The following is a 12495-nucleotide window of genomic DNA, read 5'->3' as shown; positions in this document are numbered from 1 at the left end:
GTCAGCTCCCGGAAGCGCGCTGACCGCCAGGACGGACGACCTAGCGGTCAGCTCCCGGAAGGGCGCTCCGAGCGGCGGTGACGAGGTCGGCGACGACTTCGGCCGTCAGCCCGATCCCGAACGTCCGGAACTTGATCAACGGGATGCCGAGCGCCAGCCCCACCAGAGGCGAATCCGTCCGGTCGAGGTCGGGCAGCCCCGGGGCCTGCCGGAGCCGTTCCCTCAGCACCCGGCCGCCCACCGGGTGCGCCAGCCACTCGCCCAGCGTGGACATCTCGCTCAGCTCGCCCACATGTCCGTCGCCGGGCGTGCTCAGCTCCGCGCGCAGCCGGATGTCCCGTGACGACGCGCCCACCTCGACGGCGAACGGGCCGGGGTCGATCCGCCAGCCGCCGCGCGTCACCGACCACCGCGCGAGGTCGCGCGGCCCGAGGGCGAGCCGTACGCGCTCGCTCGCCCCGGGGGCCAGGCCGACCTTGGCGAAGGCGCGCAGCCCGTGGCGGGGCCGCGAGGGGTGTTCGGCCTCGAAGGCGACGTAGAGCTGGGCCACCTCCTGGCCGTGGCGGTCGCCGGTGTTGGTGACGGTGAAGGCGGCGTCCCAGGTGTTGGGGCCGGTCTCGCGCACGTCCAGGTCGGAGTACTCGAACCGGGTGTAGGTCAGCCCGTGGCCGAAGGGGTAGGCGACCTCGGTGCCCAGCGTGTCGTGGTGCCGGTAGCCGACGTAGCGGCCCTCGCCGTACACGACGTGGCCGTCGGAGCCGGGGAAGTACAGGTGGGACGGTACGTCGGCGAGGCGCAGCGGGATCGTCTCGGTGAGCCGTCCGGACGGGCTGTGCGTGCCGAGCAGCAGGTCGGCCAGCGCCGCGCCGCCCGCCTGGCCGAGCAGCCAGCCCTCCAGGACGGCCGAGGCGAGGTGCCGCCACCCGGCCACCGACACGACCCCGCCGTTGGACAGCACGACGACCACCCGCGGGCACACCTCGGCCACCCGCCGCAGCAGCTCGACCTGGACGCCGGGCAGATCGATCGAGGTGCGGTCGAAGCCCTCGGACTCGGCGGCCTCGGGCAGGCCGAGGAACACCACGGCCACCTCGGCCGCCGCCGCGCGCTCCACCGCCTCCCGCGCCAGATCGGCGTCGGCCTCGCCGTCGAGCCGGTAGCCGGCGGCGAACGGCAGCCCCTCGACGGCCCGGCCGAGCGCGTCGAGCGCGGTGTCCAGGCGGGTGGGCACCACGTGCGAGCTGCCGTGCCCCTGGTAGCGCGGGGTGCGGGCGAGCTCGCCCAGCACGGCCACGCGCAGGCCGGGGGCCAGCGGCAGCACGCCGTCGTTCTTCAGCAGCACGGCGGAGGCGCGGGCGGCCTCGCGGGCCAGCTCGTGGTGCTCGTCGACGTCCCAGCCGTCGTGCCGCTCGCGGCCGGCGACGCGTTCGGCGAGCCCGGCGACGCGGCCCGCCGCCAGGTCGAGCACGGACTCGGGCAGGCGGCCCGAGCGCACCGCGTCCTCGATCAGGCCGTCCGTGCCGGTGGGCGGCATCTCCAGGTCCAGGCCCGCTTCGAGGGCCGCCACCCGGTCGTTGACCGCGCCCCAGTCCGACATCACCAGGCCGTCGAAGCCCCACTCCTCGCGCAGCAGGGTGGTCAGCAGCCAGCGGTGCTGGGAGGCGTAAACGCCGTTGACGCGGTTGTAGGAGCACATGATCGCGTACGGTCGGGCCTCCCGGACGATGTGCTCGAAGGCGGGCAGGTAGATCTCACGCAGCGTGCGCTCGTCGACGTCCGCGCTGATCCGCATGCGGTCGGTCTCCTGGTTGTTGACCGCGAAGTGCTTGACGCAGGCCCCGACGCCGCGCGACTGGACGCCGGTGACCAGCGCCGCCCCCATCACCCCGGTCAGGTACGGATCCTCGGAGAAGTACTCGAAGTTGCGCCCGCACAGCGGCGACCGCTTGATGTTCACCCCCGGGCCGAGCACGACGTCCACCCCCAGCGCGGCGGCCTCCTTGGCCAGCGCCGCGCCCACCCGGCGGGCCAGCGCCGGGTCCCACGAGGAGCCGAGGGCCACGGCGGGCGGGAAGCACGTGGCGGGCTCGCTGCGGGTCAGCCCGAGCGCGTCGCCGGCCTCCGCGCGCTGGCGGCGGACGCCGTGCGGCCCGTCGGACAGCGTGATCGCGGGCACCGCGTCACGGACCGCCGTGGTGTGCCAGGTGTCGCTCCCGGACGTGAGCGACGCCTTCTCTGCCGTGGTGAGGTCGGGGGGAAGAGCCATGGAACACCTCGTTATCTGGGCTGCAGTCCTAGTTGCTTGAGGAAGGTGATGACGGCGGCACGCATGTCCACCTGGTCCGGGTCGAGCAGCCATTGCGTCTGCAGGCCGTCGACGAGCGCGATGAGCTGCCGGGCGACGGCGTCGGGATCGTGGTCGAGCGGCGGCGTGGCGCCTTCGAACAGGGCGCCGAGCAGCCACGCGGCCTGCCGGCGCAGCCTGCGGTAGCGCTGGACGAAGTAGTCGTGGGCGGGATGGCCGGGATCGGCGGCCTCGCCGGAGATCTTCACGTACAGCCCGACCAGGCCGGGCGTGCCCATGTTCCTGGCGACCTGCGAGACCGCGCGGTCGAGCAGCTCCTGCGGCGAGAGGCCGTCGTCGGGGCCGCCCATCAGCTCGCCGTCGACCTCGTCGCGGCGGCTGAGCACCTGGATGAGCAGGCTCTCCTTGCCGGGGAAGTGGTGCAGCAGCCCCGCGTGGGTCAGGCCGGCGTGCGCGGCGATGTCGCGCAGCGACACCGCGTGGAATCCCGAGCGGGAGAACAGCTCTGTGGCGGAGTCGAGGATGCGGGCGCGCGTGCGCTCGCCCTTGCGCCCTCGGCGTGGCGTCGGTTCGGTCACCGGCCGGCCCTTTCTGCTGGGGGACGCGGGCTGCGCATGCGTGCCGGGGTACCGCGAGGTCGGCCCTCCACCGGCTCGCCCAAGAACCTACCACGTGGTCAGTTTTCGCGCCCGTGGCGGTCCGCGGCGGACCCTAGAGCCAGTCGCGGCGCTTGAAGACCATGTAGAGCACCATGCACACCGCCGCCATCAGCAGGATCGCGAACGGGTAGCCGAACACCCAGTGGGTCTCGGGCATGAAGTCGAAGTTCATCCCATAGATGGTGCCGACCAGCGTCGGGGCGAACAGGATGGCCGCCCACGCGGAGATCTTCTTGACCTCCTCGCCCTGCTGGATGCTGGCCTCGGTCATGCGGGCCATCTCCGCGTTCTGCGCCTGGGTCACCAGCGTCGAGTTGACCACCAGGATGTTCTGCAACATCTGGCGGAAGGCCGAGATGCGCTCGGTCACCGTGATCGCGTGGTCGGCGACGTCGCGCAGGTAGCTCTGCAGCTCGTCGTTGACGCCGTACTTGGCGGCGCCGGCGATGAAGCCGTGGATCATGCCCACCAGCGGCGCGATGGCCCGCTGGAACTCGATCACCTCGCTGGACAGCTCGTAGACGCGCCGCGACACCGAGGGGTCGCCGCTGAAGACCTCGACCTCGATCTCCTCGATGTCCTTCTGCAGCCCGGCCACCACCGGCGCGTAGCCGTCGACCACGGCGTCGAGGATCGCGTACAGGACGGCCTGCGGGCCCTGGCGCAGCAGGTCGGGGTCGGACTCCATGCGCTTGCGCACCCCCTGCAGGTCGGGGGCCTCGGCGTGGCGCACGGTGATCACGAAGTTGGGGCCGACGAAGACGTGCAGCTCGCCGAAGGCCACCTCCTCCACGTCGTCGAGGTAGCGGGCGGCGCGCAGCACCACGAACAGCGTGTCGCCGTAGCGGTCGGCCTTGGCCCGCTGGGAGCCGACGATCGCGTCCTCCAGCGCCAGCTCGTGCAGCTCGAACTCCTCGGCGAGCTTGACCAGCTCCCACTCCTTCGGACGGTAGAGGCCGATCCAGGCCATGCTGTCCGGCATCTGCTTGAGACGTTCGAAGGCGTCGGCGAGCGAGCCGGGGTTGTCGACCCGCTCGCCGTTCTGGTAGACGGCGTTGTCGATCACGGTGGGCCGGTAGGGGTGCTCCTCGGTGGCCCGCGGGTCCATCGAGTGCTCCGGCGCCTCCTCGCGGTTGTCACCGCTGCGCCTGAACCCCTTCACCCTGGCCATGCACCCTCCGATCCGGTTGCCGTGCCGACTACTGCGAGGACACCAGGCTGTCGAGCTCCTGGGTCGCCCGGTCCCTGATGGTCTTGCGCCACATCGGCGTCCAGCCGAACAGCAGCCCCTGCGGCCTGCCGAGAGCCATTCTGGACCAGCGCCTGAAGTCGAACTCGTCGTGGTGGCGGACGATGAGGTCGTCCTCGAACCTGAACAGCGCGTCGATCTCGTTGACGACCGTGCGGCCGGTGGAGGAGAAGGTGTAGCTGGCCGTCCAGTGGGCCGAGCCGCTGAACTCGTCGGCCTGGACGTCGCGGTAGCCGGATCTCAGCCCGTCGCGCACGCCGAGCTGCAACCGCCACATCGCCATCACCCGGTCGCGGCCCTCGACCTCCTGGAAGATGGGGTCGCCGAAACTGATCTCGGGGTGGTAGCAGCGCTCCATGGCCGCGAAGTCCGCGCGGCCCAGAGCGTCGTAGAAGGCGCTGATGAGCGCCACGTGCCGATCGTTCACCTTGCTATCGAATCATGGCCGCACCATTGTCCCAGCACACCGCCCGCAGCCACTGCTCGCCGAGGTCCAGGCGGGCGAGTGCGTCGAGCTGGTGCGCGTAGGGGTACGGGATCGTCGGGAAATCGCTGCCGAGCACCACCTTCCCAGAAAGCCCGAGATCACGCAGAACCGGGCGCAATCGGCTGGGAAACGGCATGCCGCGCTCGGAGAAGTCGGTGAAGGCCATGGTGGTGTCCAGGGCGACCCGCTCATGGCGGACGGCCAGCTCGAAGAACGGCTCGTACTCGGGCATGCCCAGGTGCGCGATCACCGCCCGCAGCCGCGGATGGGCGGCCAGCACCGCGCCGATCGGCCCCGGCCCCACGTGGCCGCCGGGCACGGGCACCGAGCTGGCGTGCACGACCACGGGCACGCCCGACTCCGCCAGCAGCCCCCAGACCTCGTCCAGCTCGGGCGCGGCCGGGTCGAAGCCGCCGACCTGGAGGTGCACCTTGAAGATCTGGACGCCGTCCGCCAGCGCCGCGCGCACGTAGTCCGCGACGCCGGGCTCGGGGTAGAACGTCGCCGACGGCAGGCAGTCGGGGTTGCGGCGGGCGAAGCCGAGCGTCCAGGCGTTGAGGTCGCGCGCCATGTCCGGCCGGTGCGCGTACGCCAGCGCGGGGAAACGCCGTACGCCCATCTCGCGCAGCCTCGTCAGCCGCTCCTCGACCGGGCGTTCGTACTCGATCTTCCAGCCGGCGCCCATCAGCGGGCCGCCGTGGTTGAAGTGATGCCAGACCCGGCGTTCCATTCGTTCGGGCAGGAAGTGCACGTGCAGGTCGATCAGGCCCGGCAGCCCGAGGGCGCGCCACCACGCCGGAACCTCCGCGTCAGAATGTAGTTCTGCGGCCACAACCGGGACTTTACCCGGCTAGTGTTTCTCCTCGATGGACATGCTCTGGGCCCACCTGATCAAGGTTCAGCCTGACCCCGACCCCTGGGTCGTGCTGGTCTCGGCTCTGGCCGCGCTCGCGGTCGTCGCGTTCCGCACACCCTGGCAGGTGTCCAGGGGCCTGATCACGATCGCCCACGAGGGCGGCCACGCGGTCATGGCGCTGCTCACCCGGCGCAAGCTGGAAGGCATCCGGCTCCACTCCGACACCTCCGGCGTCACGCTGACCAGGGGGCGCCCCAACGGCCCCGGCATGGTGCTGACCGCGCTCGCCGGCTACCTGGCCCCCTCGTTGCTGGGGCTGGCCGCCGCCTGGCTCACTGAGCAGGGCCGCATCACACTGCTGATCTGGAGCGTGCTGCTCTTCCTGGTGTGCATGCTGCTGCTGATCCGCAACCTCTACGGCGCGCTGATCCTGCTGGTCACCGGCGGCGCGGTGTTCGCCCTGTCCATGTACGCCCCCGCCCAGGTCCAGCAGATCGTGGCCATGGTGGCGACGTGGTTCCTGCTGTTCGGCGGCGTCCGGCCGATCGTCGAGCTGCAGCGCAAGCGGCGCAGGCGGCAGGCCAGAGACTCCGACGCCGACCAGCTCGCCCGGCTGACGTTCCTGCCCGGCGGCTTCTACGTCTTCTTCTTCCTGGTCGTGGCCGCTGCGTCGGTGGTGTTCGGCGCGTACCTGATGAACCCGTTGACCCCCTGAAAGCCGAAATTTCACATTAAACTCACCGGCAACAGGGGGGAGTGCCGTGTTGCCAGCCGAGGACGCGCCCGGCTACCGGGTGCTCGATCAGGCGGGCCAGGGCGGTTTCGCCGTCGTCTACCGCGCCTACCAGGAGCGCCTCGACCGGGTCGTGGCGCTGAAGGTCCTGTCGGTCGACCGGGTCGACCAGCGCACCATGCGCCGCTTCCAGCGCGAGCTCCGGCTCACCGGCCGCCTGACCGGCCATCCCAACGTCGTGACCGTCTTCGACACCGGCGTGACGCGCTCGGGCAAGCCGTACATCGCGATGGACTTCTTCGAGAACGGCTCGCTGCGCGACAAGGTCCGCAAGGAGGGGCCGCTCGGGGTGCCCGACGTGCTGCGCGCGGGCGTCAAGCTGGCCGGCGCGCTGGCCGCCGTGCACGAGGCCGGGGTGCTGCACGGCGACATCAAGCCGCAGAACATCCTCATCTCCCGCTACGGCGAGCCCGCGATCGCCGACTTCGGCGTGGCCAGGGTGGTGGACTCGGCGGAGATCTCGGCCACCTCCCAGGCGTTCACCCCGCTGCACGCCGCCCCGGAGGTGCTCACCGGGCAGCCGCACTCGGCCTCCGGCGACATCTACTCCCTGGGCTCGACGCTCTACCACCTGCTGGCCGGGCAGCCCGCCTTCCACAACCCGGCCGACCCGTCGATCGCGCCGCTGATGTACCGGGTGCTGAGCCTCGACCCGCCGCCGATCAACCGGCCGGACGTGCCGCCGGTGGTGTTCGGGACGATCCTGCATGCGATGTCCAAGCAGCCCGAGCGGCGGCCCGGCTCGGCCAGGGAGCTGGCGCGGCGGTTGCAGGAGGTGCAGGCCGAGCTGGGGCTGTCGGTGACCGACCTGGTGGGCCAGGATCCGGGGCCGGGGCCGGCGACGTCCACCGTCCCGCGCCGCCCGCGCGGCGGCCCGCAGCCCCCGCCGCACCCCGGCGACTCCTCCCTCCCCGCCACCGGCAGCCGGCTCCCCCACCCCCACCCGCACGCCCCCGCCCCGCATCAGCCCGGCCCGGCGGAAAACGCGAGCAGCGCAAGGCGGGATGCTCCCACGGCAGGGGGCGTGGGCGGCGCCCGGCGGGAGGCCGTCACGACGCCGCCCACCGGGGCCGGGGGCCTCGGGAGGCGTCTGCTGATCGGGGGCTCGGTCGCGGCCGTGGCGATCGGCGGCACCGGCCTGGCCGTCTACCTGTCGCTGCGCCCGCCCGCGGGTCCGGGGCCCGCCGAGCGCCGTCCCGAGGCCGCGACCCCCGCGGCGACCGCCGCCACCACCCCGCCGCCGATCAGCAAGCGGGACGTCGCCGCGCTCGCCCCCCGCAGGCTCAAGGTCACCGCCGACCGCGGCGCCCTGGTGGAGCTGAGCTGGGCGCTCCCGGCCGACGCCCGCCGCTACCCGGTCGTCCTGCAACGTTCGCGGGCGGGCGGGGGCGACGTGACCGTCGTCGCCCTCGGCACGGGCGCCACCAGCGGCCGCGTCGCCGGGCTCGACCCGGACACCGGCTACTGCTTCCTGGTGGGCGTGCCGCTGCGCATCTCGGCGGACACCACGGTCGCCTGGTCGAAGCCGGCCTGCGTCAGAGGGGCGCGCTCAGCCCAGTAGCTTGCGCGCCGCCTGCTCGATCTCCTCCTCCGACAGCAGCACGTGGTTGGCCGCGTCGCCCAGCGGGATGAAGCTGTCGGCCGAGGTCACCCGGGCCACCTGCCCCGTGAACCCGGCGTCGATCAGCTCGGTCGTCACGCCCTCGGACACGCCGCCGGAGTGGCGGGTCTCGTCGGCGATCAGCACCTTGCCGGTCAGCTCGGCCGCCCGCAGCAGGTCGTCCACCGGCAGGGGGGCCAGCCAGCGCAGGTCGAGGACGCGGCAGCCGTAGCCCTCCTGGGTGAGCCGGACCGCGGCGCGCAGGCTCATCCGCAGCCCGTTGCCGAACGTCACGATCGTCAGGTCACGGCCCTCGCCGTACGAGCGGGCCCGGCCGACGGGCACGTGCGTCTCGCGCCAGCGCCCCGGCGGCGTGTACGGCGCCAGCCAGCCGCCGTCGCCCTCCTCGAACAGGTCACGCGTGTGGTAGAGCGCGATCGGCTCCAGGAACACGCAGACCGACCCGGCCGTACGGGCGGCGGCCAGGCAGGTGCGCAACATGGCGGCGGCGTCGTCGGGACGCGCGGGCGAGGCGAGGACCAGGCCCGGGATGTCGCGCAGCGCGGCCACCGCGTTGTCGTTGTGGAAGTGGCCGCCGAAGCCCTTCTGGTAGGCGTAGCCGGCGACGCGGACGACCATGCCGTTGGTGTAGGCGCCGCGCGAGAAGAACGACAGGGTGGCGCCCTCGCCGCGGATCTGGTCGAGCGCGTTGTGCAGGTAGGCCAGGTATTGGATCTCCGGCACCGGGAGCTGGTTGGACACCGCCGAGCCGAGCGCGAGGCCGAGGATGGCCTGCTCGTCGAGGAGCGTGTCGAACACCCGCGAGCCGCCGAACCGCTTCTGCAGCCCCCGGGTGACGCCGTAGACGCCGCCCTTCCTGGCGACGTCCTCGCCGAAGACCGTCATCTCGGGGTAGACCACCAGGGCGTCGGCGAGCGTGCGGTTGATGGTCTGCGACAACGTCAGCGGCTTCTCCGTCTCGGGCAGCGTGCCGGCGAACGCCTTCTCCCTGATCGGGCCCTCGGCCGCGGTCGGGCTGATGTTGGCGATCAGGTCGGGACGGCGCGGCGCGATCGGCTCCATGACCTCCGCGGCCGAGCCGAGCCGCGGGGCGCGGGTGGTCTCCAGGGCGATGCGCAGGATGTGCTCGCGCGCCGACTCGTACGCCTTGAGCAGGTCCTCCGGCGTCTCCAGGCCGGCCTCCACCAGCAGCCGCGCGGTGCGGACGAGCGGGTCGCGCTCCATGTCGGCCCGCAGCTCCCGCTGGGTGCGGTAGGCCGACTCGACGTCGGACCCGGCGTGCCCCATCAGCCGCACGGTGGACAGGTGCAGGAACGCGGGGGAGCGGTTGGCGCGGACGTGCTGGACGGCGAGCGTGGCGGCGTCGTAGGCGTCGGCCAGGTCGCAGCCGTCGGCGGCGAAGTAGGCGATGCCCGGCCGCCGCGCCGCCGCCTCCACCCAGCCCTTGGGGGTGCGGACGCTGATGCCGATGCCGTTGTCCTCGCACACGAACAGGATGGGCAGCGGCTGCCCCTGGAAGGTGGCGTAGGAGGCGGTGTTGAGCCCGGTCAGGGCGCTGGCGTGGTTGATCGAGGCGTCGCCGAAGCTGCACACGGCGATGGCGTCGGGCGGCCAGGCCGACCGGTCGCCGAGCGCGGTGGCGCGTTCGATGGCGAAGGCCACGCCCACGGCGCGCGGCAGATGGCTGGCGATCGTCGAGGTCTGCGGGATGACGGCCAGGTGGGGGTGGCCGAAGACCTTGTGCCGGCCGCCCGCGATCGGCTCGTCGGCCGCCGCGGTGAGGCCCATCAGCACGTCGCGAAGGCCCTGCTCGGGCAGCCGGCCGGCCTGCTCGGACCTGGTCAGGTAGAAGGCGCCGGAGCGGTAGTGGAGCAGCGCCGGGTCGCTCGCCCTGGCCGCGGCGGCGACCGCCGCGTTGCCCTCGTGGCCGGCCGACCCGATCGTGTAGAAGCCCTCGTTCTGCTCGCGGAGCCAGCGGGCGGCGATGTCGAGCAGGCGGCTGTCGAGCTGGCGCTGGAACAGGGTCCGGCACCGGTCGCCGGTGAGCGACGTGCCCTCGCGCACCGGGCCGCCGGGATCTCGGGCGGGGCCTGGCTTCAGCGCCTCAACGGATTGGATGAAATGTGTCTCAACAGTGTCGCGCGCCACACCCTGATTATGTCCGTCATCGCCGCCGCCGTCTGCCGGAGTGCATGACAGATTGTGGTCCGGTCCGTTTAACCCTGATCCATGACCGTTTGCAGAGATCTACGGTGTTTCGGGGGTTTTCGTACGGCGTGATGGGCCGACGGTCAGTTAGTGATTGCTAACGCTGGCCTCGATCGCGGCGCGGGCCATCGTGTGCAGCAGGGGGCGCATGTCGTGCGGGGGCAGCTCGCCCGCGCTGTGGGGCGTCGAGTTGAGCAGGCCGAAGACCGCGTGCGTGGCCGCGCGCAGCCGGGCCGGCGGGCACGCCGGGTGCAGCTCGGCCAGCACGGTCACCCACTCCTCGACGTAGAGGCGCTGCAGCCGCCTGATCCTGCGCCGCTCGGGATCGGGCACGTTGCCCAGCTCGCGGTCGTGCACGGTGATCAGCGCCGGCTGGTCGAGCGCGAACGTGATCTGCACGTTGAGCAGCGCGTCGAGCGTCTCGGCCGGGCCGTCCGAGGAGGTCGCCACCGCCACCGCCGACTCCCGCAGCCGCGAGCTGACGTCGAGCAGCATCTCGGCGAGCAGCGCCTCCTTGCCACTGAAGTGCCGGTAGAGCGCGGGACCCGAGACGCCGACCGCGCCCCCGATGTCCTCGATGGAGACCCCGTGGAAACCGCGGGCGGCGAACAGCCGGGCGGCCGCCGCGAGGATCTCCATGCGCCTTCTGCCGCGCTCGCGGGTAGGTGTGGAGGCAGTGGTCACGTCTCACATGCTAGACGATTACGTTAATGATGACTAACATCTCGGCCATGACGAGAGGGGACTCATGAGCGACTGGCCGGTGCTGAAGTCGGCCGTGGAGCCCGGGAGCGAGGCGTACAAACGCAACGCCGAGCTCAACGAGCGGCTGGCCGCCGAGCTGCTCGAACGGCTGGCCGCGGCGGCGCTCGGCGGCCCCGAGCGGTCGCGGCAGCGCCACGTCGAGCGGGGCAAGCTGCTGCCGCGCGACCGCGTCGACGGGCTGCTCGACCCCGGTTCCCGCTTCCTGGAGCTGTCGCCGCTGGCGGCCGGCGGCCTCTACGACGACCAGGCGCCCGCCGCCGGGATCATCACCGGCGTCGGCAGGGTGGCCGGGCGCGAGTGCGTGGTCGTGGCCAACGACGCCACCGTCAAGGGCGGCACGTACTACCCGATGACCGTCAAGAAGCACCTGCGCGCGCAGGAGGTGGCCCTGCACAACCACCTGCCCTGCGTCTACCTGGTCGACTCCGGCGGCGCGTTCCTGCCCAAGCAGGACGAGGTCTTCCCCGACCGGGAGCACTTCGGGCGCATCTTCTACAACCAGGCCACCATGTCGGCCCGCGGCATCCCGCAGATCGCCGCCGTGCTCGGCTCGTGCACCGCCGGCGGCGCGTACGTGCCGGCCATGAGCGACGAGGCGGTCATCGTCCGCGGCCAGGGCACGATCTTCCTGGGCGGTCCGCCCCTGGTGAAGGCGGCCACCGGCGAGGAGGTCACGGCCGAGGAGCTGGGCGGCGGCGACCTGCACTCCCGGGTCAGCGGCGTCACCGACCACCTGGCCGAGGACGACGCCCACGCCCTGGCCATCGTCCGCGACATCGTCTCGACGCTGGCCCCCCGGGCGCCCCGTCCCTGGGACACGGTCGCGCCCGAGGAGCCGCGGCACGACCCGCGCGACCTCTACGGCCTCGTCCCGGCCGACACCCGCCAGCCCTACGACGTGCGCGAGGTCATCGCCCGCCTGGTGGACGGCTCGCGCTTCCTGGAGTTCAAGGCCGAGTACGGCTCCACCCTCGTCACCGGCTTCGCCCACCTGCACGGCCACCCGGTGGGCATCGTGGCCAACAACGGCATCCTGTTCAGCGAGTCGGCGATGAAGGGCGCGCACTTCATCGAGCTGTGCGACCAGCGCCGCATCCCGCTGGTGTTCCTGCAGAACATCAGCGGGTTCATGGTCGGCAAGGCGTACGAGGCGGGCGGCATCGCCAAGCACGGCGCCAAGATGGTCACGGCCGTGTCGTGCGCGCGGGTGCCCAAGTTCACGGTGGTGATCGGCGGCTCGTTCGGGGCGGGCAACTACGCCATGGCCGGACGGGCGTACTCGCCCAGGTTCCTGTGGATGTGGCCCAACGCCCGCATCTCCGTCATGGGCGGCGAGCAGGCGGCGAACGTGCTGACCACGGTCGGCAACGCCGACCCCGACGCCATCCGCGCCCAGTACGAGCACCAGGGCAACCCCTACTACTCCACCGCCCGGCTCTGGGACGACGGCGTGATCGACCCGCTCGACACCCGTACCGTCCTCGGCCTGGCCCTGTCCGCGGCGGCCAACGCGCCGCTCGAACCCGCCGGCTACGGCGTCTTCCGGATGTGA

10 protein-coding genes are annotated in these 12495 nt (G+C 72.3%); 3 read left to right on the top strand and 7 right to left on the bottom strand.

From position 1 onward, the window contains the following. Positions 1 to 40 precede the first annotated feature (40 nt). The 5 genes from ABT158_RS24655 to ABT158_RS24635 all read right to left on the bottom strand — a co-directional run bounded on the left by ABT158_RS24655 (position 41) and on the right by ABT158_RS24635 (position 5532). The gene (locus ABT158_RS24655; RefSeq protein ID WP_352357064.1) at positions 41 to 2266 is read right to left on the bottom strand and encodes a glycoside hydrolase family 3 C-terminal domain-containing protein; all 2226 of its coding nucleotides are present in this window, start codon (positions 2264 to 2266) and stop codon (positions 41 to 43) included. A gap of 11 nt (positions 2267 to 2277) precedes the next feature. Then, a complete protein-coding gene (locus ABT158_RS24650; RefSeq protein ID WP_352357062.1) occupies positions 2278 to 2883 on the bottom strand; it encodes a TetR/AcrR family transcriptional regulator in 606 nt (201 codons plus the stop codon). 133 nt (positions 2884 to 3016) lie between these two features. After that, the gene (corA, locus tag ABT158_RS24645; protein ID WP_352357060.1) at positions 3017 to 4135 is read right to left on the bottom strand and encodes a magnesium/cobalt transporter CorA; all 1119 of its coding nucleotides are present in this window, start codon (positions 4133 to 4135) and stop codon (positions 3017 to 3019) included. Positions 4136 to 4163: 28 nt separating this feature from the next. Further along, positions 4164 to 4640 carry a nuclear transport factor 2 family protein gene (locus ABT158_RS24640; RefSeq protein WP_352357058.1) on the bottom strand — a complete coding sequence of 159 codons (477 nt, stop codon included), beginning with the start codon at positions 4638 to 4640 and terminating at the stop codon, positions 4164 to 4166. 4 nt (positions 4641 to 4644) lie between these two features. Continuing rightward, positions 4645 to 5532: an amidohydrolase family protein gene (locus tag ABT158_RS24635; protein WP_352357056.1), complete on the bottom strand. Its 888-nt coding sequence runs from the start codon at positions 5530 to 5532 to the stop codon at positions 4645 to 4647. Positions 5533 to 5566: 34 nt separating this feature from the next. Here ABT158_RS24635 and ABT158_RS24630 point away from each other — a divergent pair, with 34 nt between their 5' ends. Then, positions 5567 to 6271 carry a M50 family metallopeptidase gene (locus ABT158_RS24630; protein ID WP_352357054.1) on the top strand — a complete coding sequence of 235 codons (705 nt, stop codon included), beginning with the start codon at positions 5567 to 5569 and terminating at the stop codon, positions 6269 to 6271. 46 nt (positions 6272 to 6317) lie between these two features. Next, complete coding sequence (locus ABT158_RS24625) at positions 6318 to 7910, top strand: serine/threonine-protein kinase (RefSeq protein ID WP_352357052.1); 1593 nt, start codon at positions 6318 to 6320, stop codon at positions 7908 to 7910. Here the strand turns inward: ABT158_RS24625 and ABT158_RS24620 are convergent. Continuing rightward, on the bottom strand, positions 7899 to 10034 hold the full coding sequence (locus ABT158_RS24620) for a thiamine pyrophosphate-dependent enzyme (RefSeq protein WP_352357050.1): 2136 nt from the start codon (positions 10032 to 10034) through the stop codon (positions 7899 to 7901). The genes ABT158_RS24625 and ABT158_RS24620 overlap by 12 nt on opposite strands. A gap of 231 nt (positions 10035 to 10265) precedes the next feature. After that, a complete protein-coding gene (locus ABT158_RS24615) occupies positions 10266 to 10817 on the bottom strand; it encodes a TetR/AcrR family transcriptional regulator (RefSeq protein WP_352357200.1) in 552 nt (183 codons plus the stop codon). A 109-nt stretch (positions 10818 to 10926) separates the two neighbouring features. On the opposite strand from ABT158_RS24615, the gene ABT158_RS24610 reads away from it, so the two are divergent. Next, complete coding sequence (locus ABT158_RS24610) at positions 10927 to 12495, top strand: carboxyl transferase domain-containing protein (RefSeq protein ID WP_352357049.1); 1569 nt, start codon at positions 10927 to 10929, stop codon at positions 12493 to 12495.

It is taken from the genome of Nonomuraea sp. NPDC001636, assembly GCF_040298265.1.
In the GTDB taxonomy this organism is placed as follows: domain Bacteria; phylum Actinomycetota; class Actinomycetes; order Streptosporangiales; family Streptosporangiaceae; genus Nonomuraea.
The sequence above is the reverse complement of the archived record's forward strand: the minus strand, read 5'-3'. Positions and strand labels throughout refer to the sequence as shown.